Source organism: Neisseria subflava (genome assembly GCF_024205745.1).
GTDB classification, from domain to species: domain Bacteria; phylum Pseudomonadota; class Gammaproteobacteria; order Burkholderiales; family Neisseriaceae; genus Neisseria; species Neisseria flavescens_B.
In genome coordinates this window covers 746,926-771,600 of record NZ_CP073117.1, presented here as the reverse complement: position 1 = coordinate 771,600, position 24,675 = coordinate 746,926, and the positions used below count along the sequence as shown (strand labels likewise).

Sequence of the window (24,675 nt, the reverse complement as noted above, 5' to 3'; positions counted from 1 at the left end):
AAGTACCGTTTCCCAATATCGAAAATCCGCCATGCGGTAAAAATACTTCCTTCAAGGAGCAAAAATGAATTTGTTGAACTTATTTAATCCGTTGCAAACTGCCGGCATGGAAGAAGAGTTTGATGCCATCAAAATCGGTATTGCCTCTCCCGAAACCATCCGCTCATGGTCTTATGGCGAAGTTAAAAAACCTGAAACCATCAACTACCGTACGTTCAAACCTGAGCGCGACGGTCTGTTCTGCGCCAAAATCTTTGGCCCGGTCAAAGACTATGAATGTTTGTGCGGTAAATACAAACGCTTGAAATTTAAAGGCGTAACCTGTGAAAAATGTGGCGTAGAAGTGACCCTGTCCAAAGTACGCCGCGAACGCATGGGCCACATTGAATTGGCTGCACCAGTTGCCCACATTTGGTTCTTGAAATCCCTGCCTTCCCGCTTGGGTATGGTACTGGACATGACTTTGCGCGATATCGAACGCGTATTGTACTTTGAAGCATTTGTGGTAACCGATCCCGGCATGACTCCGTTGCAACGTCGTCAATTGCTGACTGAAGACGATTACTACAACAAACTGGACGAATACGGCGACGACTTCGATGCCAAAATGGGTGCAGAAGGTATCCGCGAATTGTTGCGTACCTTGGATATTACCGGCGAAATCGAAATCCTGCGTCAAGAGCTGGAATCTACCGGTTCTGACACCAAAATCAAAAAAATCGCCAAACGTTTGAAAGTATTGGAAGCCTTCCACCGTTCCGGTATGAAACTGGAATGGATGATTATGGATGTACTGCCGGTATTGCCGCCTGATTTGCGTCCGTTGGTTCCATTGGATGGTGGTCGTTTTGCCACTTCCGATTTGAACGATTTGTACCGCCGCGTCATCAACCGTAACAACCGTCTGAAACGTCTGTTGGAACTGCATGCGCCTGACATCATCGTTCGTAACGAAAAACGTATGTTGCAAGAAGCAGTTGACTCTCTGTTGGATAACGGCCGTCGCGGTAAAGCCATGACCGGCGCCAATAAACGTCCGCTGAAATCATTGGCTGACATGATTAAAGGTAAAGGCGGCCGCTTCCGTCAAAACCTGTTGGGTAAACGTGTGGACTACTCCGGTCGTTCCGTAATTACCGTAGGCCCGTACCTGCGTCTGCACCAATGTGGTCTGCCGAAAAAAATGGCTTTGGAACTGTTCAAACCATTTATTTTCCACAAATTGGAAAAACAAGGTTTGGCTTCTACCGTTAAAGCTGCGAAAAAATTGGTAGAACAAGAAGTACCTGAAGTATGGGATATCTTGGAAGAAGTCATCCGCGAACATCCGATTATGCTGAACCGTGCGCCAACCTTGCATCGTTTGGGTATTCAAGCGTTCGAACCTATCCTGATCGAAGGTAAAGCGATTCAGTTGCACCCATTGGTGTGTGCCGCATTTAACGCCGACTTTGACGGTGACCAAATGGCTGTACACGTTCCATTGAGCTTGGAAGCACAAATGGAAGCACGCACGCTGATGCTGGCTTCAAACAACGTATTGTCTCCAGCCAACGGCGAACCAATCATCGTACCTTCTCAAGATATCGTATTGGGTCTGTACTACATGACCCGCGACCGTATCAATGCCAAAGGCGAAGGCAGCCTGTTTGCCGATGTGAAAGAAGTGCATCGTGCATACCATACCAAACAGGTTGAACTGGGTACGAAAATTACCGTACGTCTGCGCGAATGGGTGAAAAACGAAGCAGGTGAGTTTGAGCCTGTCGTTAACCGTTACGAAACAACCGTCGGCCGTGCATTGTTGAGCGAAATCTTGCCTAAAGGCCTGCCGTTCGAGTACATTAACAAAGCGCTGAAGAAAAAAGAAATTTCTAAACTGATTAACGCATCATTCCGTCTGTGCGGCCTGCGTGAAACTGTTATTTTCGCCGACCACCTGATGTATACCGGTTTCGGTTTTGCGGCTAAAGGCGGTATTTCCATTGCGGTTGACGATATGGAAATTCCGAAAGAAAAAGCAGCCTTGCTGGCTGAGGCTAATGCTGAAGTTAAAGAAATCGAAGACCAATACCGTCAAGGTTTGGTAACCAACGGTGAACGTTACAACAAAGTGGTCGATATTTGGGGTCGTGCCGGCGATAAGATCGCTAAAGCGATGATGGACAACCTGTCCAAACAAAAAGTTATTGACCGTGACGGCAACGAAGTTGATCAAGAGTCCTTTAACTCTATTTACATGATGGCTGACTCTGGTGCCCGTGGTTCTGCGGCTCAGATTAAACAGTTGTCCGGTATGCGTGGTTTGATGGCAAAACCTGACGGCTCCATTATTGAAACGCCTATTACCTCCAACTTCCGCGAAGGCCTGACCGTATTGCAATACTTTATTGCGACCCACGGTGCGCGTAAGGGTTTGGCGGATACCGCGTTGAAAACTGCAAACTCCGGTTACCTGACCCGTCGCTTGGTAGACGTAACCCAAGACTTGGTGGTTGTTGAAGACGATTGCGGTACTTCAGACGGCTTTGTGATGAAGGCAGTGGTACAAGGCGGTGATGTGATTGAAGCCTTGCGCGATCGTATTTTGGGCCGCGTTACTGCTTCTGATGTTGTCGATCCTTCGACTGGCGAGACTTTGGTTGAAGCCGGTACGTTGTTGACCGAGAAACTGGTAGATATGATCGACCAATCCGGTGTCGATGAAGTCAAAGTCCGTACGCCGATTACTTGTAAAACCCGTCATGGCCTGTGTGCACACTGTTATGGTCGCGACTTGGCTCGCGGTAAACTGGTTAACGCCGGTGAGGCAGTTGGTGTGATTGCTGCACAATCCATTGGTGAACCAGGTACTCAGCTGACCATGCGTACGTTCCACATCGGTGGTGCGGCATCTCGTGCGGCGGCGGCCAGCCAAGTAGAAGCCAAATCCAACGGTACAGCACGTTTCAGCAGCCAAATGCGTTACGTTGCCAACAACAAAGGTGAGTTGGTTGTCATCGGCCGTTCTTGTGAAGTAGTGATTCACGACGATATCGGTCGCGAACGTGAACGTCATAAAGTACCTTACGGTGCAATCCTGCTGGTACAAGACGGCGAAGCCATTAAAGCCGGTCAAACCTTGGCAACTTGGGATCCGCATACCCGTCCGATGATCACCGAACACGCAGGTACGGTGAAATTCGAGAACGTGGAAGAGGGTGTTACTGTTGCGAAACAAACTGACGATGTAACCGGTTTGTCTACTCTGGTAGTGATTGACGGTAAACGTCGTTCCGGCAGCGCATCCAAACTGCTGCGTCCTACTGTAAAACTGTTGGATGAAAATGGTCTGGAGATTTGCATCCCAGGTACCACTACCCCAGTTTCTATGGCATTCCCAGTCGGTGCGGTGATTACCATCCGTGAAGGTCAGGAAGTCGGTAAGGGTGATGTATTGGCGCGTATTCCACAAGCGTCTTCTAAAACCCGCGATATTACCGGTGGTCTGCCACGCGTAGCCGAATTGTTTGAAGCACGCGTGCCGAAAGATGCAGGGATGTTGGCAGAAATTACCGGTACCGTTTCCTTCGGTAAAGAAACTAAAGGTAAACAGCGCCTGATTATTACCGACGTAGACGGTGTAGCATACGAAACCCTGATTTCTAAAGAGAAACAGATTCTGGTACACGACGGTCAAGTGGTAAACCGCGGTGAAACCATCGTAGACGGTGCCGTAGATCCACACGACATTCTGCGTCTGCAAGGTATCGAAGCATTGGCCCGCTACATTGTTCAAGAGGTACAAGAGGTTTACCGCCTGCAGGGTGTGAAGATTTCCGATAAACACATCGAAGTCATCATCCGTCAAATGCTGCGTCGAGTGAACATCGTTGATTCCGGTGATACAGAGTTCATTACCGGCGAACAAGTTGAGCGTGGCGATGTGATGCTTGCCAATGAAAAAGCCATGGCTGAAGACAAAGAGCCAGCACGTTATGAAAACGTGTTGCTGGGTATTACCAAAGCCTCTTTGTCTACAGACAGCTTCATTTCTGCGGCATCGTTCCAAGAAACAACCCGCGTCTTGACAGAGGCCGCTATTATGGGCAAACAAGACGAGCTGCGCGGTTTGAAAGAGAACGTGATTGTCGGTCGTTTGATTCCTGCCGGTACAGGTTTGACCTACCACCGCAGCCGCCATCAACAATGGCAGCAAGCTGATCAAGAAACTTCTGGAACCGAAGCTTCAGACGAATAATCCCAAGGGATTATTGTGAAAATAAAACCGCAAGCCAGTCTTGCGGTTTTATTTTTTAGAGGATTTAAAAGAGAGTGGAGTTTAAGGCCGTCTGAATAAATAAGGAAAGCAATGGAGAAAATAAGTAGAGAGCTAAATTGCAGACTTATTTAAAATGACAAAGGCCGTCTGAATGTTTCAGACGGCCTTTGTTTCAAAAATTAAGACATAAATTGGAAAACACCAAACTTTATCAGTCATTTGCTTGACTAAACCCTTGCAATAAAAATATAATTCCAATCTTGTCGACATGGTGTCGGCAAGTATTTAACTCAACAGGACGAGAAAATATGCCAACTATTAACCAATTGGTACGCAAAGGCCGTCAAAAGCCTGTGTACGTAAACAAAGTGCCTGCGCTGGAAGCTTGCCCGCAAAAACGTGGCGTGTGCACCCGTGTATACACAACTACCCCTAAAAAACCTAACTCTGCATTGCGTAAAGTATGTAAAGTTCGCCTGACCAATGGTTTTGAAGTCATTTCATATATCGGCGGTGAAGGCCACAACCTGCAAGAGCACAGCGTCGTATTGATTCGCGGCGGTCGTGTAAAAGACTTGCCAGGTGTACGTTACCACACTGTACGCGGTTCTTTGGATACTGCAGGTGTTAAAGACCGTAAGCAAGCCCGTTCTAAATACGGTGCTAAGCGTCCTAAATAATTATCGGGACTCAAATAGGCACGTCGGCCGCCTAAGCTGAACAACGGCCGAGTAAGTGAATACTCAATTGGGTATTCATGGGAATTGACCCAACTGAATAGATTAAAGGAAATTAAAATGCCAAGACGTAGAGAAGTCCCTAAGCGCGACGTACTGCCAGATCCTAAATTCGGCAGCGTTGAGCTGACTAAATTTATGAACGTATTGATGATTGACGGTAAAAAATCTGTTGCAGAACGTATCGTTTACGGTGCGCTGGAACAAATTGAGAAAAAAACCGGCAAAGTAGCAATCGAAGTATTTAACGAAGCCATTGCAAACGCCAAACCTATCGTGGAAGTGAAAAGCCGCCGTGTAGGTGGTGCAAACTACCAAGTTCCTGTTGAAGTTCGTCCTTCACGTCGTCTGGCTTTGGCAATGCGCTGGGTTCGCGACGCGGCCCGTAAACGTGGTGAGAAATCTATGGACCTGCGTTTGGCAGGCGAATTGATTGATGCGGCTGAAGGTCGTGGCGGTGCGTTGAAAAAACGTGAAGAAGTACACCGTATGGCTGAAGCTAACAAAGCATTCTCTCACTTCCGTTTCTAATATCGAAAGGCTAACAAAATGGCTCGTAAGACCCCTATCAGCCTGTATCGCAATATTGGTATTTCTGCCCATATTGACGCGGGTAAAACAACCACAACAGAACGTATTCTGTTCTATACAGGTTTGACTCACAAGTTGGGTGAGGTGCATGATGGCGCAGCAACTACCGACTACATGGAACAAGAGCAAGAGCGTGGTATTACCATTACTTCTGCTGCTGTGACTTCTTATTGGTCCGGTATGGCGAAACAGTTCCCTGAACACCGTTTCAACATCATCGATACCCCGGGACACGTTGACTTTACCGTAGAGGTAGAGCGTTCTATGCGTGTATTGGACGGTGCAGTAATGGTTTACTGTGCAGTAGGTGGTGTTCAACCTCAATCCGAAACCGTATGGCGTCAAGCCAACAAATACCAAGTTCCTCGCTTGGCATTTGTAAACAAAATGGACCGTCAAGGTGCCAACTTCTTCCGCGTTGTCGAGCAAATGAAAACCCGTTTGCGCGCAAACCCTGTACCTATCGTAATCCCGGTTGGTGCAGAAGATAGCTTCAGTGGTGTTGTTGACCTGCTGAAAATGAAATCTATCATCTGGAACGAAGCTGATAAAGGTACAACCTTTACCTATGGCGATATTCCTGCTGAGTTGGTTGAAACTGCTGAAGAATGGCGTCAAAACATGATTGAAGCCGCAGCAGAAGCCAGCGAAGAATTAATGGATAAATACTTGGGTGGTGAAGAGCTGACCGAAGAAGAAATCGTAGGCGCATTGCGTCAACGTACTTTGGCAGGTGAAATCCAACCAATGTTGTGCGGTTCTGCATTTAAAAACAAAGGTGTTCAACGTATGTTGGACGCAGTAGTAGAATTGTTGCCTGCTCCTACCGACATTCCTCCTGTTCAAGGTGTTAACCCTAACACTGAAGAAGCAGACAGCCGCCAAGCCAGCGACGAAGAGAAATTCTCTGCATTGGCGTTCAAAATGTTGAACGACAAATACGTTGGTCAGCTGACTTTCATTCGCGTTTACTCTGGTGTCGTGAAATCCGGTGATACCGTATTGAACTCTGTAAAAGGTACTCGTGAACGTATCGGTCGTTTGGTGCAAATGACTGCTGCGGACCGTACTGAAATTGAAGAAGTACGCGCTGGCGATATCGCCGCTGCTATCGGTCTGAAAGACGTTACTACCGGTGAGACCTTGTGTGCAGAAAGCGCGCCCATTATCTTGGAACGCATGGAATTCCCTGAGCCGGTAATCCATATTGCCGTTGAGCCGAAAACCAAAGCTGACCAAGAGAAAATGGGTATTGCCCTGAACCGTCTGGCTAAAGAAGACCCTTCTTTCCGTGTTCGTACAGACGAAGAATCCGGTCAAACCATTATTTCCGGTATGGGTGAATTGCACTTGGAAATTATTGTTGACCGTATGAAACGCGAATTCGGTGTGGAAGCTAACATTGGTGCGCCTCAAGTTGCATACCGTGAAACTATCCGCAAAGAAGTTGAAGCTGAATACAAACACGCTAAACAATCCGGTGGTAAAGGTCAATACGGTCACGTTGTGATCAAAATGGAACCTATGGAGCCGGGTGGTGCAGGTTACGAATTTATCGACGAAATTAAAGGTGGTGTGATTCCTCGCGAATTCATTCCTTCTGTCGATAAAGGTATCCGTGACACCCTGCCTAACGGTATCGTTGCAGGCTACCCAGTAGTTGACGTACGCGTACGTTTGATCTTCGGTTCTTCGCATGATGTCGACTCTTCACAACTAGCCTTCGAATTGGCAGCTTCTCAAGCCTTTAAAGAAGGTATGCGTAAAGCCAATCCAGCTCTGTTGGAACCAATCATGGCAGTTGAGGTGGAAACACCTGAAGAATACATGGGTGACGTAATGGGCGACTTGAACCGTCGTCGTGGCGTTGTATTGGGTATGGATGATGACGGTATCGGCGGTAAGAAAGTTCGTGCCGAAGTACCTCTGGCAGAAATGTTCGGTTACTCAACCGACCTGCGTTCTGCAACCCAAGGCCGCGCTACTTACTCCATGGAGTTCAAAAAATACGCTGAAGCTCCTGCTCACGTAGCTGCTGCTGTAACTGAAGCCCGCAAAGGCTAATCAGAAAAGGCCGTCTGAAACTGAAAATAAATTTTCAGACGGCCATTGTTCTTTAATCGATCTTTATATGTAAAGGAATTAGCTCATGGCTAAGGAAAAATTTGAACGTAGCAAACCGCACGTAAACGTTGGCACCATCGGTCACGTTGACCATGGTAAAACCACTCTGACTGCTGCTTTGACTACTATTTTGGCTAAAAAATTCGGTGGCGCTGCAAAAGCTTACGACCAAATCGACAACGCTCCTGAAGAAAAAGCTCGTGGTATTACCATTAATACCTCACACGTAGAATACGAAACTGAAACCCGTCACTACGCGCACGTAGACTGCCCGGGCCACGCCGACTACGTTAAAAACATGATTACCGGTGCTGCCCAAATGGACGGCGCGATCTTGGTATGTTCCGCAGCTGACGGTCCTATGCCTCAAACTCGCGAACACATCCTGTTGGCTCGCCAAGTAGGTGTACCTTACATCATCGTATTCATGAACAAATGCGACATGGTTGACGATGCCGAGCTGTTGGAACTGGTTGAAATGGAAATCCGTGACCTGTTGTCAAGCTACGACTTCCCAGGCGACGACTGCCCAATCGTACAAGGTTCCGCACTGAAAGCTTTGGAAGGTGACGCTGGTTACGAAGAAAAAATCTTCGAATTGGCTGCTGCTCTGGACAGCTACATCCCAACACCTGAGCGTGCTGTGGACAAACCTTTCTTGTTGCCTATCGAAGACGTATTCTCTATCTCTGGCCGTGGTACAGTAGTAACTGGTCGTGTAGAGCGCGGTATCATCCACGTTGGTGACGAGATCGAAATCGTAGGTCTGAAAGAAACCCAAAAAACCACTTGTACCGGCGTTGAAATGTTCCGCAAACTGCTGGACGAAGGTCAAGCTGGTGACAACGTAGGCGTATTGCTGCGTGGTACCAAACGTGAAGATGTTGAGCGTGGTCAAGTATTGGCTAAACCAGGTACTATCACTCCTCACACCAAATTCAAAGCAGAAGTATACGTACTGAGCAAAGAAGAGGGTGGTCGTCACACTCCATTCTTCGCTAACTACCGTCCACAATTCTACTTCCGTACTACTGACGTAACTGGTGCAGTTACTTTGGAAGAAGGCGTAGAAATGGTAATGCCAGGTGAGAACGTAACCATTACTGTAGAACTGATTGCGCCTATCGCTATGGAAGAAGGTCTGCGCTTTGCGATTCGCGAAGGTGGTCGTACCGTAGGTGCGGGTGTGGTTTCTTCTGTAATCGCTTAATTGAGGGATATTGATAAATGGCAAACCAAAAAATCCGTATCCGCCTGAAAGCTTATGATTACAGTCTGATTGACCGTTCTGCGCAAGAAATCGTTGAAACTGCCAAACGTACTGGCGCTGTTGTTAAAGGTCCGATTCCTTTGCCAACTAAAATCGAACGTTTCAATATCTTGCGTTCCCCTCACGTGAACAAAACTTCTCGTGAACAATTGGAAATCCGTACCCACTTGCGTCTGATGGACATCGTGGACTGGACTGATAAAACTACTGATGCACTGATGAAACTGGATCTTCCAGCAGGTGTGGATGTAGAAATTAAAGTTCAATAAGAACTGAAAAACCGAACAGCTTGGCTGTTCGGTTTTTTATAGAATTCTTAGGCTGTCTGAAAATTTTCAGATATTTGGCAACACTTCATCCGAAAAAATGATGGGTTTAAGAAGTTAAATTGAAATTTTTGTTGATATTTCTTTGATTTGTCAATTATAATGGCGGACTTGGTACATCCGTATCAAGTTTAACTTTGTCTGAAAGGCAGGCCAATCGTAGCCCGCCCCTTTACTTAAAAGGAAAATAATCATGACTTTAGGTCTGGTTGGACGCAAAGTTGGTATGACTCGCGTGTTCGACGAACAGGGTGTTTCTGTTCCCGTAACTGTTTTGGATATGTCTGCCAACCGCGTTACACAAGTGAAATCCAAAGATACTGACGGCTACACTGCTGTACAAGTTACCTTTGGTCAGAAAAAAGCTAATCGTGTCAACAAAACTGAAGCCGGCCACTTTGCTAAAGCAGGTGTTGAAGCTGGTCGCGGTTTGGTTGAATTTGCTTTGACTGAAGAAAAACTGGCTGAATTGAAAGTCGGTGATGAAATTACCGTTTCTATGTTTGAAGTTGGTCAATTGGTAGATGTAACCGGTACCTCTAAAGGTAAAGGTTTCTCTGGTACAATCAAACGTCATAACTTCGGTGCTCAACGTACTTCCCACGGTAACTCCCGTTCTCATCGTGTTCCTGGTTCTATCGGTATGGCACAAGACCCTGGTCGCGTGTTCCCTGGTAAACGCATGGCAGGTCAATACGGTAACACTAAAGCAACTGTTCAAAAATTGGAAGTTGTACGTGTTGATGCTGAACGCCAACTCTTGTTGGTTAAAGGTGCTGTTCCGGGTTCGGTTAACAGCGACGTCGTGGTTCGTCCTAGCGTGAAAGTAGGTGCGTAATGGAATTGAAAGTAATTGACGCTAAAGGACAAGTATCTGGCAGCTTGGCTGTTTCTGATGCTTTGTTTGCTCGTGAATACAATGAAGCTCTGGTTCACCAACTGGTTACTGCTTACTTGGCAAATGCCCGTTCTGGTAATCGTGCTCAAAAAACTCGTGCCGAAGTAAACCACTCTACTAAAAAACCATGGCGCCAAAAAGGTACCGGTCGTGCTCGTTCCGGTATGACTTCTTCTCCGCTGTGGCGTAAAGGTGGTCGTGCATTCCCAAATAAACCTGATGAAAACTTCACTCAAAAAGTGAACCGTAAAATGTATCGTGCCGGTATGGCGACTATTTTGTCCCAATTGGCTCGTGATGAGCGTTTGTTTGCAATCGAAGCATTGACTGCTGAAACTCCTAAAACTAAAGTTTTTGCTGAACAAGTGAAAAATTTGGGTTTGGAGCAGGTTCTGTTTGTAACTAAACAGCTCGACGAGAATGTTTACTTGGCTTCACGCAACTTGCCTAACGTATTGGTTTTGGAAGCTCAACAAGTTGATCCTTACAGCTTGCTGCGTTACAAAAAAGTCGTTATCACTAAAGATGCAGTTGCACAATTAGAGGAGCAATGGGTATGAATCAACAACGTTTGACTCAAGTAATCTTGGCACCTATCGTTTCTGAAAAAAGCAACGTATTGGCTGAAAAACGTAACCAAATGACGTTTAAAGTTTTGGCAAATGCAACCAAACCTGAAATTAAAGCAGCTGTTGAGTTGCTGTTCGGTGTTCAAGTTGCAGACGTTACTACTGTTACCATTAAAGGTAAAGTTAAACGTTTTGGTCGCACTTTAGGTCGTCGCAGCGATGTTAAAAAGGCTTATGTAAGCCTGGCTGCCGGTCAAGAGTTGGATTTGGAAGCCGCTGCTGCAGCTGCAGATAAGGAATAAACAAAATGGCAATCGTTAAAATGAAGCCGACCTCTGCAGGCCGTCGCGGCATGGTTCGCGTGGTAACAGAAGGTTTGCACAAAGGTGCGCCTTATGCACCTCTGCTGGAAAAGAAAAATTCTACTGCCGGTCGTAACAACAATGGTCATATCACTACCCGTCATAAAGGTGGTGGTCATAAACATCATTACCGCGTTGTAGATTTTAAACGTAACAAAGACGGTATCCCTGCAAAAGTAGAGCGTATCGAATATGACCCTAACCGTACTGCATTTATCGCGCTGTTGTGCTATGCAGATGGTGAGCGTCGTTACATCATTGCTCCTCGTGGTATTCAAGCCGGTGCAGTATTGGTTTCCGGTGCTGAAGCTGCTATCAAAGTAGGTAACACTCTGCCGATCCGCAATATTCCTGTTGGTACAACTATTCACTGTATCGAAATGAAACCAGGTAAAGGTGCGCAAATTGCACGTTCTGCTGGTGCTTCTGCGGTATTGCTGGCAAAAGAAGGTGCTTACGCACAAGTTCGTTTGCGTTCTGGTGAAGTGCGCAAAATTAGCGTAAATTGCCGTGCAACTATCGGTGAAGTTGGTAACGAAGAACAAAGCCTGAAAAAAATCGGTAAAGCTGGTGCTAACCGCTGGCGTGGTATTCGTCCGACCGTTCGCGGTGTTGTAATGAACCCTGTTGATCACCCACATGGTGGTGGTGAAGGCCGTACTGGTGAGGCTCGCGAACCGGTTAGCCCATGGGGTACTCCTGCTAAGGGCTACCGCACTCGTAATAACAAACGCACGGATAACATGATTGTTCGTCGTCGTTACTCAAATAAAGGTTAATTAGTATGGCTCGTTCATTAAAAAAAGGCCCATATGTAGACCTGCATTTGCTGAAAAAAGTAGATGCTGCTCGTGCAAGCAACGACAAACGCCCAATTAAAACTTGGTCACGTCGTTCTACCATTTTGCCTGATTTCATTGGTCTGACTATCGCTGTACACAACGGTCGCACTCACGTGCCTGTGTTCATCAGCGATAACATGGTTGGTCATAAATTAGGTGAGTTCTCATTGACCCGTACCTTTAAAGGCCACTTGGCTGATAAAAAGGCTAAAAAGAAATAAGGTGAATCATGAGAGTAAGTGCACAACATAAAAACGCCCGTATTTCAGCTCAAAAAGCTCGTTTGGTAGCTGATTTGATTCGTGGTAAAGACGTTGCCCAAGCTTTGAATATCTTGGCATTCAGCCCTAAAAAAGGTGCTGAGCTGATTAAAAAAGTGTTGGAATCAGCAATCGCCAATGCCGAGCACAATAATGGTGCTGACATTGACGAACTGAAAGTGGTAACTATCTTTGTTGACAAAGGCCCAAGCTTGAAACGTTTCCAAGCTCGTGCCAAAGGTCGCGGTAACCGCATCGAGAAACAAACTTGTCATATTAACGTGACAGTGGGCAACTAAGGAAAAGCTATGGGACAAAAGATTAACCCTACAGGCTTTCGCCTGGCGGTAACTAAAGACTGGGCTTCAAAATGGTTTGCTAAAAGCACCGACTTTTCTACTGTTTTGAAACAAGATATTGATGTTCGTAACTACTTGCGTAAAAAACTGGCCAATGCTTCAGTTGGTCGCGTAGTGATCGAACGTCCTGCTAAATCTGCACGTATTACCATTCACTCTGCTCGTCCAGGTGTAGTTATTGGTAAAAAAGGCGAGGATATCGAAATCTTGAAACGTGACTTGCAAGCTCTGATGGGTGTGCCTGTTCATGTAAATATTGAAGAGATTCGTCGTCCTGAATTGGATGCGCAAATCATTGCTGATGGTATTGCCCAGCAGCTTGAAAAACGTGTTCAATTCCGTCGTGCTATGAAACGTGCAATGCAAAATGCAATGCGTTCTGGTGCTAAAGGCATCAAGATCATGACTTCAGGCCGTCTGAATGGTGCTGATATCGCTCGTAGCGAATGGTATCGTGAGGGTCGTGTACCTTTGCATACTTTACGTGCGAACGTAGATTATGCAACTAGCGAAGCACACACTACTTATGGTGTACTGGGTCTGAAAGTTTGGGTTTATACAGAAGGTAATATTAAATCTTCTAAACCTGAGCATGAGAAGAAACAAAGAAAGGCAGGTGGACGTAATGCTGCAGCCAACTAGACTGAAATATCGCAAGCAACAAAAAGGCCGTAACACCGGTATTGCTACTCGCGGTAACAAAGTAAGTTTCGGTGAGTTCGGTTTGAAAGCCGTAGGCCGTGGTCGTTTGACTGCCCGCCAAATCGAAGCTGCTCGTCGTACTATGACTCGTCATATTAAACGTGGCGGTCGTATTTGGATTCGTGTATTCCCTGATAAACCAATTACTGAGAAACCTATCCAAGTTCGTATGGGTGGCGGTAAAGGTAATGTGGAATATTACATTGCTGAAGTTAAACCAGGCAAAGTATTGTACGAAATGGACGGTGTTCCTGAGTCTTTGGCTCGTGAAGCATTTGAATTGGCCGCTGCCAAATTGCCTATTCCTACAACCTTTGTAGTAAGACAGGTGGGTCAATAATGAAAGCAAATGAATTGAAAGACAAATCTATTGAGCAATTAAACTCTGATTTGTTGGACTTGTTGAAAGCTCAGTTTGGCTTACGCATGCAAAATGCAACCGGTCAGTTGGGTAAATCAAGCGAGTTGAAACGTGTACGTCGCGATATTGCTCGTATTAAAACCATTTTAACTGAAAAAGGTGCTAAGTAATGAGCGAAGCTAAAAATGTTCGTACTTTGCAAGGCAAAGTGGTAAGCGACAAAATGGACAAAACTGTTACAGTATTGGTTGAGCGTAAAGTTAAACACCCTCTGTACGGTAAAATTATTCGTTTATCAACTAAAATCCATGCTCATGATGAAAACAATCAATATGGCATTGGTGATGTAGTGGTAATTGAGGAATCTCGTCCTTTGTCAAAAACCAAGTCTTGGGTTGTAAAAGAATTGGTTGAGAAAGCGCGTACTGTTTGATTTAAAACACAGTAATGTAGCTTAATAAGAAACGAAGTCTTGCAGCAAAGTTAATTTGCGTGTAAACTTCGTTTCTTATCTTCCAGCTTCTTATGGAAGTTTCTCTCCCTTCGGGATCCAAGACTGGTTTACTAGAACCGTGATGGTTTCATTTAATAAGCAGCTTAAAGTAAGGTGCGAGTTATATGAAAGTGGTAAATTAAGTTGGTTAATTTAAAGGTACTTATATGATTCAAATGCAGACCATCTTAGATGTGGCTGATAACTCTGGTGCGCGTCGCGTAATGTGCATCAAAGTATTGGGCGGATCTAAGCGTCGCTACGCTTCTGTTGGCGACATTATTAAAGTTGCAGTTAAAGATGCAGCCCCACGTGGTCGTGTCAAAAAAGGTGATGTATACAATGCGGTAGTTGTTCGTACTGCTAAGGGTGTGCGTCGTCCTGATGGTGCGTTAATTAAATTCGATAACAATGCTGCTGTGTTGTTGAATAATAAACTTGAACCTCTGGGTACCCGTATTTTTGGTCCGGTAACCCGTGAATTGCGTACTGAGCGATTTATGAAAATCGTTTCATTGGCGCCTGAAGTATTATAAGGAATAGCGCGATGAATAAGATCATTAAAGGCGATCAGGTTGTAGTGATTACCGGTAAAGATAAAGGTAAGCAAGGTCAAGTAGTTCGAGTGTTGGGTGATAAAGTTGTTGTTGAGGGTGTTAATGTTGTGAAACGCCATCAAAAACCTAATCCAATGCGTGGTATTGAGGGTGGTATTATTACTAAAGAAATGCCTTTGGATATTTCTAATATTGCACTCCTGAATCCGGAAACTAATAAAGCAGACCGTGTTGGTATTAAGCTGATTGAAAATGAAGGCAAAGTTAAACGCGTTCGTTTCTTCAAATCAAATGGCTCTATCATTGGAGCATAAGGAGATAACATGGCTCGTTTGAGAGAGTTTTATAAAGATACAGTTGTTCCTGAATTGGTTAAACAATTTGGTTACAAATCAGTAATGGAAGTTCCACGTATTGAAAAAATCACCTTGAATATGGGTGTGGGTGAGGCTGTTGCTGATAAAAAAGTTATGGAGCACGCTGTTTCTGATTTAGAGAAAATTGCTGGTCAAAAACCAGTTGTTACTGTTGCACGTAAATCTATCGCTGGTTTTAAAATCCGTGATAACTATCCAGTTGGTTGTAAAGTAACATTGCGTCGTGATCAAATGTTTGAATTCTTGGATCGTTTGATTACTATTGCGTTGCCTCGCGTACGTGACTTCCGTGGTGTAAGCGGTAAATCATTTGATGGTCGTGGCAATTACAATATGGGCGTTCGTGAGCAAATTATTTTCCCGGAAATTGAATACGATAAAATCGATGCTTTGCGTGGTTTGAATATTACTATTACAACTACTGCAAAAACTGATGAAGAAGCGAAAGCTTTGTTGTCACTGTTCAAGTTTCCGTTTAAAGGATAATCATGGCTAAGAAAGCACTTATTAATCGTGAGCTGAAACGTCAAGCATTGGCGAAAAAGTTTGCAGCTAAGCGTGAGGCAATTTTCGCTGTTATTAATGATGCTAATGCGACTGAAGAAGAACGTTTTGAAGCACGTTTGAAATTTCAATCCATTCCTCGTAATGCAGCACCTGTACGTCAACGTCGTCGTTGTGCTTTAACAGGTCGTCCTCGTGGCACTTTCCGTAAATTTGGTTTGGGCCGTATTAAAATCCGTGAAATCGCTATGCGTGGCGAGATCCCTGGTGTTGTTAAAGCTAGCTGGTAATAGGAGTATAAATAATGAGTATGCATGATCCTATTTCCGATATGTTGACTCGTATTCGCAATGCGCAACGTGCTAATAAAGCAGTAGTTGCCATGCCTTCCTCTAAACTGAAATGTGCAATTGCAAAAGTTCTGAAAGAAGAAGGTTATATCGAGGATTTTGCGGTTTCTGCTGATGCAAAACCGGTATTGGAAATTCAATTGAAATACTATGCAGGTCGTCCTGTGATTGAGCAAATTAAACGTGTTTCACGTCCAGGTTTGCGTATTTACAAAGCATCAAGTGAGATTCCTAGTGTAATGAATGGCCTGGGTGTCGCTATTGTTAGTACTTCTAAAGGTGTAATGACTGATCGCAAAGCTCGTTCTGAGGGTGTAGGTGGTGAGTTGTTGTGCATCGTAGCCTAGTGGAGAAAAGTAAATGTCACGCGTCGCAAAAAACCCAGTGACTGTTCCTGCTGGTGTAGAGGTAAAATTCGGAACAGATGCATTGGTTATCAAAGGTAAAAACGGTGAATTGTCTTTTCCTTTGCATTCCGATGTTGCTATTGAACTGAACGATGGTAAATTGACTTTTGTTGCAAAAAATGACAGTAAACAGGCTAATGCTATGTCTGGTACTGCTCGTGCATTGGTTAATAACATGGTTAAGGGTGTTTCTGAAGGTTTTGAGAAAAAACTTCAATTGATTGGTGTGGGTTATCGTGCCCAAGCTCAAGGCAAAGTTTTGAACTTGTCTCTGGGTTTCTCTCATCCAATCGTATATGAAATGCCTGAAGGTGTTTCTGTTCAAACTCCTAGCCAAACAGAAATCGTTTTGACTGGTGCAGATAAACAAGTGGTTGGCCAAGTCGCTGCTGAAATTCGTGCATTCCGTTCTCCTGAGCCTTATAAAGGTAAAGGTGTTCGTTATGTAGGTGAAGTAGTAGTGATGAAAGAAGCCAAGAAAAAATAATTGAGGTTCACTAATGGATAAACATACAACCCGACTCCGTCGTGCACGCAAAACCCGTGCGCGTATTGCGGACTTGAAAATGGTAAGATTATGTGTGTTCCGCAGCAATAATCATATTTATGCTCAAGTAATTAGTGCTGAAGGTGATAAAGTATTGGCTCAAGCCTCTACATTGGAAGCTGAAGTACGTAGTAGCCTGAAATCAGGTAGCAACGTTGAAGCAGCAGCTGTAGTTGGTAAGCGTATTGCTGAAAAAGCTAAAGCAGTAGGTGTTGAAAAAGTTGCTTTTGACCGTTCAGGTTTCCAATATCACGGTCGTGTGAAAGCTTTGGCTGAAGCTGCACGTGAAAATGGTTTAAGCTTCTAATATTTGGAGACTTTCATATGGCAAAACATGAAATTGAAGAACGCGGTGACGGCCTGATTGAAAAGATGGTCGCAGTTAATCGCGTGACTAAAGTAGTTAAAGGTGGCCGTATCATGGCTTTCTCTGCACTGACTGTTGTTGGTGATGGTGATGGTCGCATCGGTATGGGCAAAGGTAAATCAAAAGAAGTGCCAGTTGCTGTTCAAAAAGCAATGGATCAAGCTCGACGCTCTATGATTAAAGTACCTTTGAAAAATGGTACTATTCATCATGAGGTTATTGGTCGTCATGGTGCTACTAAGGTATTTATGCAACCTGCTAAAGAAGGTAGCGGTGTAAAAGCTGGTGGTCCAATGCGTTTAGTATTTGATGCTATGGGTATCCATAACATTTCAGCTAAAGTACATGGTTCTACTAATCCTTACAATATTGTACGCGCTACATTAGACGGTTTGTCTAAACTGTATACCCCTGCTGATATTGCTGCTAAACGTGGCTTGACAGTAGAAGATATTTTGGGAGCTAACCATGACTGAGCAAAAAAAGATTAAAGTTACATTGGTTAAGAGCCTGATCGGTACAATTGAATCTCATCGTGCATGTGCTCGTGGTTTAGGTTTGCGTCGCCGTGAACATACTGTAGAGGTTTTGGATACCCCTGAAAACCGTGGCATGATCAATAAAATCAGCTACTTGTTGAAAGTGGAGTCTTAATATGTTTTTGAATACTATTCAACCTGCTGAGGGTGCTACTCACGCTAGCCGTCGTGTAGGCCGTGGTATTGGTAGCGGCTTGGGTAAGACAGGTGGTCGTGGTCATAAAGGTCAAAAAAGCCGTTCTGGTGGCTTCCACAAGGTAGGTTTTGAAGGCGGTCAAATGCCTTTGCAACGCCGTCTGCCGAAACGTGGTTTCAAATCTTTGACTGCTGCCGCTAATGCTGAAGTTCGTTTGAGTGAATTAAATCTGATTGCTGTGAACGAGATTGATATCTTAGTTCTTAAACAAGCTGGTCTGATTCCTGCAGCTGCTTCTAATGTAAAAGTTATTGCTTCTGGTGAAATCTCAAAAGCAGTTACCTTGAAATGTGTAAAAGCTACTAAAGGTGCTAAAGCTGCTATTGAAGCTGCCGGTGGTAAAGTAGAAGAATAAGGCTTGCACTACAGTGGCTAATCAACAATCTTTATCAGGATTATCCAAATTTGGTGATCTGAAAAAACGTCTGGTGTTCCTTTTAGGTGCTTTAGTCGTTTTCCGTATTGGTGCTCATATACCGGTACCGGGCGTAGATGCTGTTGCATTAGCTAAGTTATACGAAGGCGCTGCAAACGGCATATTCGGAATGTTAAATATGTTCTCGGGTGGTTCGTTGGAGCGCTTTAGTATATTTGCAATTGGTATCATGCCTTATATTTCGGCATCGATTATTGTTCAGCTCGCTTCTGAAATTGTTCCTTCTTTAAAAGCTTTAAAGAAGGAAGGTGAGGCTGGTAGGAAAATAATTACAAAATATACTAGGTATGGGACGGTATTATTGGCTGTATTGCAAAGCTTTGGTGTTGCAACATTTGTTTATCAACAAGGTGTTGTTGTAACGAGTTCGCTTGAGTTTCATATTTCTACAGTAGTCTGTTTGGTTACAGGTACTATGTTTCTGATGTGGTTAGGGGAGCAAATTACCGAGCGTGGTATTGGTAATGGTATTTCTTTAATCATTACAGCAGGCATTGTATCGGGTATCCCATCCGGTATTGTTCGGTTGTTAACTTTGACTGAACAAGGTTCCATGAGTATGTTGATGGCAGTATCAATTGTGATTGGTATTTTGCTGTTGATCTATGCTGTAGTTTATTTTGAGAGTGCTCAGCGTAAAGTTCCTGTGCATTATGCTAAAAGACAGTTTGGTTCTGGGATGATGCCGGGACAAAGCATTCATATGCCGTTCAAGCTAAATATGGCGGGTGTTATTCCTCCTATTTTTGCTTCCAGTATCATTTTATTTCCATCTACACTTTTAGGTTGGTTTGGTTCAAATAGTACGAATTCTGTTCTTCATAAGGTTGCTGCGATGCTGCAACATGGACAGCCTTTGTATATTGTATTATTTGCTACAACTATCATCTTCTTCTGCTATTTCTATACTGCTTTAGTATTTAGCCCTAAAGAGATGGCTGAAAATTTGAAGAAGAGTGGTGCATTTGTACCGGGTATTCGCCCAGGTGAGCAAACCTCTAGATATTTGGAAAAAGTTGTACTGAGACTAACATTATTTGGTGCTTTGTATATCACTATAATCTGTCTGATACCTGAATTTTTAACGACAGCATTGAAGGTTCCTTTCTATTTGGGTGGAACATCTTTGCTTATTTTGGTTGTCGTTACAATGGATTTTAGGACACAAATCAATTCATATCGAATGAGTAGTCAGTATGAAGACTTGATGAGTCGTCCAGATATGAAATCTTTGTCACGTAAATAGGCTTATGGCTAAAGAAGATACCATACAGATGCAGGGCGAAATCCTTGAGACTTTGCCCAATGCAACATTTAAAGTAAAACTGGAAAATGATCATGTAGTACTTGGTCATATATCTGGAAAAATGCGGATGCACTATATCCGTATTTCTCCAGGTGATAAGGTAACAGTTGAATTAACTCCTTATGATTTAACCCGTGCTCGGATTGTTTTCCGAGCAAGATAAACGATAAAAGGAAATAAAATGCGTGTACAACCTTCTGTAAAGAAAATTTGTCGCAATTGCAAGATTATTCGTCGTAATCGTGTAGTTCGCGTAATTTGTACTGACCCACGTCACAAACAACGTCAAGGTTAAGAAGCTAGTTTTCTTAACTATTGATTTTGTGGTATAGTGACATACTTTGCCCTAAAAAGGAAAAAATATGGCTCGTATTGCAGGGGTAAATATCCCTAATAATGCCCATATCGTAATTGGCCTTCAGGCTATTTATGGTATTGGTGCGACTCGTGCTAAATTGATTTGTGAGGCAGCAAATATTGCTCCTACTACTAAAGCAAAAGATTTGGACGAGGCTCAATTAGACGCTTTGCGTGAGCAAGTTGCTAAATATGAAGTTGAAGGCGATTTGCGTCGTGAAGTAACGATGAGCATTAAACGACTGATGGATATGGGTTGCTATCGCGGCTTCCGTCATCGTCGTGGCTTGCCTTGTCGTGGTCAACGCACTCGCACAAATGCTCGTACCCGTAAAGGTCCGCGCAAAGCGATTGCCGGTAAGAAATAAATTTTAAGGAATTTGATTAATGGCTAAAGCAAACACAGCTTCGCGTGTACGTAAAAAAGTACGTAAAACCGTAAGCGAAGGTATTGTGCACGTTCATGCATCTTTCAACAATACCATCATTACAATCACTGACCGTCAAGGCAATGCATTGTCTTGGGCTACCTCTGGCGGCGCTGGTTTTAAAGGTTCTCGTAAAAGTACACCATTTGCAGCACAAGTTGCAGCAGAAGCAGCTGGTAAAGTTGCCCAAGAGTATGGCGTTAAAAATTTAGAAGTTCGCATTAAAGGCCCTGGCCCTGGTCGCGAATCTTCTGTACGTGCTTTAAACGCTCTTGGTTTCAAGATTACCAGCATTACTGACGTTACCCCGTTGCCTCATAACGGTTGCCGTCCGCCTAAAAAACGTCGTATTTAATATTGGAGTGATTTAAAACATGGCACGTTATATTGGCCCTAAATGTAAATTAGCACGTCGCGAAGGTACGGATCTGTTTTTGAAGAGTGCACGTCGCTCTTTGGATTCCAAATGTAAAATGGATTCTGCACCTGGTCAACACGGTGCAAAAAAACCACGTTTGTCAGACTACGGTTTGCAATTGCGTGAAAAACAAAAAATCCGTCGTATTTATGGCGTATTAGAGCGTCAATTCCGTCGTTACTTCGCGGAAGCAGATCGTCGTAAAGGCTCTACCGGTGAATTGCTGCTGCAATTGCTGGAGTCTCGTTTGGACAATGTCGTTTACCGTATGGGTTTTGGCTCTACTCGCGCCGAAGCACGTCAATTGGTTTCTCACAAAGCTATCGTCGTAAACGGTCAAGTTGTTAATATCCCTTCTTTCCAAGTTAAAGCAGGTGATGTTGTAGCTGTTCGTGAAAAAGCTAAGAAACAAGTACGTATCCAAGAAGCATTGAGCCTGGCTACTCAAATTGGCTTGCCAAGCTGGGTATCTGTTGATGCCGACAAATTGGAAGGCGTATTCAAAAATATGCCGGATCGCTCAGAATTGTCTGGCGATATTAATGAACAGCTGGTGGTAGAGTTCTACTCTAAATAATGCTAGCTCAATGAGGGACAGTTAAATGCAAAATAGCACAACCGAATTTTTGAAACCTCGTCAAATCGATGTAGATACTTTGTCTTCCACTCGGGCCAAGGTGTCTATGCAGCCATTTGAACGTGGTTTTGGTCATACTTTAGGTAATGCTTTGCGTCGTATCTTACTGTCATCCATGAATGGCTTTGCCCCAACTGAAGTAGTTATTTCAGGCGTATTGCACGAATACTCTACTATTGATGGTGTTCAAGAGGATGTTGTCGACGTTCTCTTGAACATTAAAGGTATCGTATTCAAGCTTCACGGTCGTAACCAAGTTCAGTTGACTTTGAAAAAAACAGGTGCCGGTGCTGTTGTAGCTGGTGATATTGATTTGCCACACGATGTGGAAATCATCAATCCTGAACATGTTATTTGCCACTTGGCTGACAATGGCCAAATCGACATGGAAATTAAAGTAGAGCAAGGTCGTGGTTATCAATCTGTTTCAGGCCGTCGCGTATTGCGTGATGAGAACAAACAGATTGGTGCGATTCAGTTGGATGCGAGCTTTTCGCCCATCAGTCGTGTTAGCTTTGAAGTTGAACCTGCACGCGTAGAGCAACGCACGGATTTGGATAAGTTGGTTTTGGATATTGAAACCAATGGTTCTATTGATCCAGAAGAAGCTGTACGTAGTGCCGCACGTATCTTAATTGACCAAATGTCTATTTTTGCAGATCTGCAAGGTACTCCGGTTGAAGAGGTTGAAGAAAAAGCGCCTCCTATCGATCCTATCTTGCTGCGTCCTGTAGACGATTTGGAATTAACCGTACGTTCAGCTAATTGTCTGAAAGCTGAAGATATTTACTATATTGGCGATTTGATTCAACGTACTGAAACCGAGCTTCTCAAGACCCCTAATTTGGGTCGTAAATCTTTGAATGAGATCAAAGAAGTGTTGGCCTCTAAAGGTCTGACATTAGGTTCCAAATTAGAAGCTTGGCCGCCTGTAGGCTTAGAAAAGCCGTAAGTTTGAAGATTAAAGGATAATGACATGCGTCATCGTAATGGCAACCGCAAATTAAACCGTACTAGCAGCCACCGTGCTGCGATGCTGCGCAATATGGCGAATTCCTTGTTGACTCACGAAACCATCGTGACAACTTTGCCTAAAGCAAAAGAATTGCGCCGCGTAGTTGAGCCCTTGATTACCTTGGGTAAAAAACCTTCTTTGGCAAACCGTCGTTTGGCTTTTGACCGCACTCGCGATCGTGATGTTGTAGTTAAATTGTTTGACGAATTAGGTCCACGCTTTGCTGCTCGTAACGGCGGCTATGTTCGTGTACTGAAATACGGTTTCCGTAAAGGCGACAATGCTCCTTTGGCATTGGTTGAATTGGTTGATAAAGCAGCTGATTCTGCTGAATAAGCACATTAATAAAAAAGCACTACCTGTTTAGGTGGTGCTTTTTTATTTGGATAGACCCTTTCTCATTTCGCAGTGCTACAATATATAGGCACTGGTCTAGGACACAGGCCACGTTGTAGCTCCCTTTCTCATTTCGCAGTGCTACAATCGACCATCCGCCGACATTCTCGTCAACCCAGTTGTAGCTCCCTTTCTCATTTCGCAGTGCTACAATCCCAGAAGTTTTTAGCTGTTCAATTTTGCTGTTGTAGCTTCCTTTCTCATTTCGCAGTGCTACAATCATCTCTTTAGTCTTCGAACTTCGAATCCAGTTGTAGCTCCCTTTCTCATTTCGCAGTGCTACAATAAAGGTCGGTGATGTAACGTGGGGCTTTCGGTTGTAGCTCCCTTTCTCATTTCGCAGTGCTACAATGGACACTTTATTTGGGAATCCTGAGTGTGTGTTGTAGCTCCCTTTCTCATTTCGCAGTGCTACAATGCTCGACATAATCAGCCGCTTCGAGTTTTCGTTGTAGCTCCCTTTCTCATTTCGCAGTGCTACAATATACCGGCGGCACCGTCGATGACACGGTGGGTTGTAGCTCCCTTTCTCATTTCGCAGTGCTACAATAATTTCATCGCTTGCTTGGCCTTGACGGCTGTTGTAGCTCCCTTTCTCATTTCGCAGTGCTACAATCCAAATCGCGTTCCACCGCATCGGCGTCTTGTTGTAGCTCCCTTTCTCATTTCGCAGTGCTACAATAATTTCTTTCGCCGATACTGCAAAAGTCGGGTTGTAGCTCCCTTTCTCATTTCGCAGTGCTACAATGGAATTGATTGATGATTACGGCATGGTTTTGTTGTAGCTCCCTTTCTCATTTCGCAGTGCTACAATCTGATGGTACGGCAGGCGAATAGGTCTTGTGTTGTAGCTCCCTTTCTCATTTCGCAGTGCTACAATGGCGTGCCAACGTGGAATAACGCGGCTGAGGTTGTAGCTCCCTTTCTCATTTCGCAGTGCTACAATAACGGGGACAATCTGAGAAACAACATAATCGTTGTAGCTCCCTTTCTCATTTCGCAGTGCTACAATTATTAAAGGCAAAGAGAGCAAGTAGGGCGAGTTGTAGCTCCCTTTCTCATTTCGCAGTGCTACAATGATATTGACGAAGAGAGTTTCCGTAAGGCTGTTGTAGCTCCCTTTCTCATTTCGCAGTGCTACAATAAGGCTTTCCGACTGGTTACCGGCTTTATGGTTGTAGCTCCCTTTCTCATTTCGCAGTGCTACAATAAAGCTTTCCGTTTGGTTTCAAGCTTCCTGGTTGTAGCTCCCTTTCTCATTTCGCAGTGCTACAATCGATAACTCTTACTTAGTAACTGATAAGACGTTGTAGCTCCCTTTCTCATTTCGCAGTGCTACAATAAATCATGCAATTCGTCATCAACCAAAATGGTTGTAGCTCCCTTTCTCATTTCGCAGTGCTACAATCGATAACCGCGTTTGAAATCTGAAAACTGTGTTGTAGCTCCCTTTCTCATTTCGCAGTGCTACAATATCTTATTCTGGCGACCAAACGAAAAAGTAGTTGTAGCTCCCTTTCTCATTTCGCAGTGCTACAATTGCCTAAATAAGACATCAGAACGCGGAATAGTTGTAGCTCCCTTTCTCATTTCGCAGTGCTACAATCTGATTACTTGCTACTTCTTTCACTCTTTCGTTGTAGCTCCCTTTCTCATTTCGCAGTGCTACAATCGCCCATGACT

At 44.3% G+C, this 24,675-nt stretch carries 34 protein-coding genes and 1 CRISPR repeat array (1 of these 35 only partly in view); all 34 genes read left to right on the top strand.

What is annotated here, in order from left to right; translation table 11 throughout:
• Positions 1–64 precede the first annotated feature (64 nt).
• The 34 genes from rpoC (at position 65) to rplQ (ending at position 22,932) form a co-directional block, all read left to right on the top strand.
• Positions 65–4,240: a DNA-directed RNA polymerase subunit beta' gene (gene rpoC / locus KCG55_RS03840; protein ID WP_254323426.1), complete on the top strand. Its 4,176-nt coding sequence runs from the start codon at positions 65–67 to the stop codon at positions 4,238–4,240.
• Between the two features lie 329 nt (positions 4,241–4,569).
• Positions 4,570–4,941 (top strand): 30S ribosomal protein S12, encoded by a 372-nt coding sequence (gene rpsL / locus KCG55_RS03835; RefSeq protein ID WP_002218431.1) that lies wholly within the window; start codon positions 4,570–4,572, stop codon positions 4,939–4,941.
• Between the two features lie 117 nt (positions 4,942–5,058).
• Positions 5,059–5,529: a 30S ribosomal protein S7 gene (rpsG, locus tag KCG55_RS03830; protein WP_002240962.1), complete on the top strand. Its 471-nt coding sequence runs from the start codon at positions 5,059–5,061 to the stop codon at positions 5,527–5,529.
• 18 nt (positions 5,530–5,547) lie between these two features.
• Positions 5,548–7,653 carry an elongation factor G gene (gene fusA / locus KCG55_RS03825; protein ID WP_063076706.1) on the top strand — a complete coding sequence of 702 codons (2,106 nt, stop codon included), beginning with the start codon at positions 5,548–5,550 and terminating at the stop codon, positions 7,651–7,653.
• 85 nt (positions 7,654–7,738) lie between these two features.
• Positions 7,739–8,923 carry an elongation factor Tu gene (gene tuf / locus KCG55_RS03820; RefSeq protein WP_004520187.1) on the top strand — a complete coding sequence of 395 codons (1,185 nt, stop codon included), beginning with the start codon at positions 7,739–7,741 and terminating at the stop codon, positions 8,921–8,923.
• 17 nt (positions 8,924–8,940) lie between these two features.
• Positions 8,941–9,252 (top strand): 30S ribosomal protein S10, encoded by a 312-nt coding sequence (gene rpsJ / locus KCG55_RS03815; RefSeq protein ID WP_002642322.1) that lies wholly within the window; start codon positions 8,941–8,943, stop codon positions 9,250–9,252.
• A 250-nt stretch (positions 9,253–9,502) separates the two neighbouring features.
• Positions 9,503–10,147 (top strand): 50S ribosomal protein L3, encoded by a 645-nt coding sequence (gene rplC / locus KCG55_RS03810; protein WP_254323425.1) that lies wholly within the window; start codon positions 9,503–9,505, stop codon positions 10,145–10,147.
• Positions 10,147–10,767, top strand: a complete 621-nt coding sequence (gene rplD / locus KCG55_RS03805; RefSeq protein ID WP_003684798.1) for a 50S ribosomal protein L4 — start codon at positions 10,147–10,149, stop codon at positions 10,765–10,767. Before rplC ends, rplD begins: the two co-directional genes overlap by 1 nt.
• Positions 10,764–11,078, top strand: coding sequence for a 50S ribosomal protein L23 (gene rplW, locus KCG55_RS03800; RefSeq protein ID WP_002243944.1), 315 nt, complete (start codon positions 10,764–10,766; stop codon positions 11,076–11,078). The genes rplD and rplW overlap by 4 nt, the downstream gene beginning before the upstream one ends.
• Positions 11,079–11,083: 5 nt before the next feature.
• The gene (rplB, locus tag KCG55_RS03795) at positions 11,084–11,917 is read left to right on the top strand and encodes a 50S ribosomal protein L2 (RefSeq protein ID WP_003684813.1); all 834 of its coding nucleotides are present in this window, start codon (positions 11,084–11,086) and stop codon (positions 11,915–11,917) included.
• A gap of 5 nt (positions 11,918–11,922) precedes the next feature.
• Entirely contained in the window at positions 11,923–12,201 is a 279-nt protein-coding gene (gene rpsS, locus KCG55_RS03790) for a 30S ribosomal protein S19 (protein WP_002215422.1), read from the top strand.
• Between the two features lie 8 nt (positions 12,202–12,209).
• Entirely contained in the window at positions 12,210–12,539 is a 330-nt protein-coding gene (gene rplV, locus KCG55_RS03785; protein WP_003749277.1) for a 50S ribosomal protein L22, read from the top strand.
• A gap of 9 nt (positions 12,540–12,548) precedes the next feature.
• Positions 12,549–13,241: a 30S ribosomal protein S3 gene (rpsC, locus tag KCG55_RS03780; protein WP_003684753.1), complete on the top strand. Its 693-nt coding sequence runs from the start codon at positions 12,549–12,551 to the stop codon at positions 13,239–13,241.
• Positions 13,225–13,641, top strand: a complete 417-nt coding sequence (gene rplP, locus KCG55_RS03775) for a 50S ribosomal protein L16 (protein ID WP_003684741.1) — start codon at positions 13,225–13,227, stop codon at positions 13,639–13,641. The genes rpsC and rplP overlap by 17 nt, the downstream gene beginning before the upstream one ends.
• Positions 13,641–13,832 carry a 50S ribosomal protein L29 gene (gene rpmC / locus KCG55_RS03770; protein WP_003684705.1) on the top strand — a complete coding sequence of 64 codons (192 nt, stop codon included), beginning with the start codon at positions 13,641–13,643 and terminating at the stop codon, positions 13,830–13,832. The genes rplP and rpmC overlap by 1 nt, the downstream gene beginning before the upstream one ends.
• A complete protein-coding gene (gene rpsQ, locus KCG55_RS03765; RefSeq protein ID WP_003684766.1) occupies positions 13,832–14,095 on the top strand; it encodes a 30S ribosomal protein S17 in 264 nt (87 codons plus the stop codon). Before rpmC ends, rpsQ begins: the two co-directional genes overlap by 1 nt.
• Positions 14,096–14,322: 227 nt before the next feature.
• The gene (gene rplN, locus KCG55_RS03760; RefSeq protein WP_002215434.1) at positions 14,323–14,691 is read left to right on the top strand and encodes a 50S ribosomal protein L14; all 369 of its coding nucleotides are present in this window, start codon (positions 14,323–14,325) and stop codon (positions 14,689–14,691) included.
• 11 nt (positions 14,692–14,702) lie between these two features.
• Positions 14,703–15,026 (top strand): 50S ribosomal protein L24, encoded by a 324-nt coding sequence (gene rplX, locus KCG55_RS03755; RefSeq protein ID WP_254323424.1) that lies wholly within the window; start codon positions 14,703–14,705, stop codon positions 15,024–15,026.
• Positions 15,027–15,035: 9 nt separating this feature from the next.
• A complete protein-coding gene (gene rplE / locus KCG55_RS03750) occupies positions 15,036–15,575 on the top strand; it encodes a 50S ribosomal protein L5 (protein WP_003684750.1) in 540 nt (179 codons plus the stop codon).
• A 2-nt stretch (positions 15,576–15,577) separates the two neighbouring features.
• A complete protein-coding gene (rpsN, locus tag KCG55_RS03745) occupies positions 15,578–15,883 on the top strand; it encodes a 30S ribosomal protein S14 (protein ID WP_003684736.1) in 306 nt (101 codons plus the stop codon).
• 14 nt (positions 15,884–15,897) lie between these two features.
• Positions 15,898–16,290 carry a 30S ribosomal protein S8 gene (gene rpsH / locus KCG55_RS03740; RefSeq protein ID WP_063075320.1) on the top strand — a complete coding sequence of 131 codons (393 nt, stop codon included), beginning with the start codon at positions 15,898–15,900 and terminating at the stop codon, positions 16,288–16,290.
• Positions 16,291–16,303: 13 nt separating this feature from the next.
• Positions 16,304–16,837 (top strand): 50S ribosomal protein L6, encoded by a 534-nt coding sequence (rplF, locus tag KCG55_RS03735; RefSeq protein ID WP_254323423.1) that lies wholly within the window; start codon positions 16,304–16,306, stop codon positions 16,835–16,837.
• A gap of 13 nt (positions 16,838–16,850) precedes the next feature.
• Positions 16,851–17,204, top strand: a complete 354-nt coding sequence (rplR, locus tag KCG55_RS03730) for a 50S ribosomal protein L18 (protein ID WP_003749287.1) — start codon at positions 16,851–16,853, stop codon at positions 17,202–17,204.
• 17 nt (positions 17,205–17,221) lie between these two features.
• The gene (gene rpsE / locus KCG55_RS03725) at positions 17,222–17,740 is read left to right on the top strand and encodes a 30S ribosomal protein S5 (protein ID WP_003684704.1); all 519 of its coding nucleotides are present in this window, start codon (positions 17,222–17,224) and stop codon (positions 17,738–17,740) included.
• Positions 17,733–17,918, top strand: a complete 186-nt coding sequence (gene rpmD / locus KCG55_RS03720; protein ID WP_003684808.1) for a 50S ribosomal protein L30 — start codon at positions 17,733–17,735, stop codon at positions 17,916–17,918. Before rpsE ends, rpmD begins: the two co-directional genes overlap by 8 nt.
• A 1-nt stretch (position 17,919) precedes the next feature.
• Complete coding sequence (gene rplO, locus KCG55_RS03715; RefSeq protein ID WP_254323422.1) at positions 17,920–18,354, top strand: 50S ribosomal protein L15; 435 nt, start codon at positions 17,920–17,922, stop codon at positions 18,352–18,354.
• 13 nt (positions 18,355–18,367) lie between these two features.
• Positions 18,368–19,681: a preprotein translocase subunit SecY gene (gene secY / locus KCG55_RS03710; RefSeq protein WP_154954173.1), complete on the top strand. Its 1,314-nt coding sequence runs from the start codon at positions 18,368–18,370 to the stop codon at positions 19,679–19,681.
• A gap of 4 nt (positions 19,682–19,685) precedes the next feature.
• On the top strand, positions 19,686–19,904 hold the full coding sequence (gene infA, locus KCG55_RS03705; protein WP_003684714.1) for a translation initiation factor IF-1: 219 nt from the start codon (positions 19,686–19,688) through the stop codon (positions 19,902–19,904).
• Between the two features lie 18 nt (positions 19,905–19,922).
• Entirely contained in the window at positions 19,923–20,036 is a 114-nt protein-coding gene (rpmJ, locus tag KCG55_RS03700) for a 50S ribosomal protein L36 (protein ID WP_003697674.1), read from the top strand.
• Positions 20,037–20,103: 67 nt separating this feature from the next.
• Complete coding sequence (rpsM, locus tag KCG55_RS03695) at positions 20,104–20,466, top strand: 30S ribosomal protein S13 (RefSeq protein WP_003749295.1); 363 nt, start codon at positions 20,104–20,106, stop codon at positions 20,464–20,466.
• Between the two features lie 19 nt (positions 20,467–20,485).
• Entirely contained in the window at positions 20,486–20,881 is a 396-nt protein-coding gene (gene rpsK / locus KCG55_RS03690) for a 30S ribosomal protein S11 (protein WP_002216249.1), read from the top strand.
• Between the two features lie 19 nt (positions 20,882–20,900).
• Positions 20,901–21,521: a 30S ribosomal protein S4 gene (rpsD, locus tag KCG55_RS03685; RefSeq protein WP_003749296.1), complete on the top strand. Its 621-nt coding sequence runs from the start codon at positions 20,901–20,903 to the stop codon at positions 21,519–21,521.
• A 25-nt stretch (positions 21,522–21,546) separates the two neighbouring features.
• A complete protein-coding gene (locus KCG55_RS03680; RefSeq protein WP_003684706.1) occupies positions 21,547–22,533 on the top strand; it encodes a DNA-directed RNA polymerase subunit alpha in 987 nt (328 codons plus the stop codon).
• A 24-nt stretch (positions 22,534–22,557) separates the two neighbouring features.
• The gene (rplQ, locus tag KCG55_RS03675) at positions 22,558–22,932 is read left to right on the top strand and encodes a 50S ribosomal protein L17 (RefSeq protein ID WP_003684792.1); all 375 of its coding nucleotides are present in this window, start codon (positions 22,558–22,560) and stop codon (positions 22,930–22,932) included.
• Positions 22,933–22,978: 46 nt separating this feature from the next.
• Positions 22,979–24,675: direct repeats of the CRISPR family, unit length 36 nt; unit sequence GTTGTAGCTCCCTTTCTCATTTCGCAGTGCTACAAT; it runs 121 nt beyond the window's last position.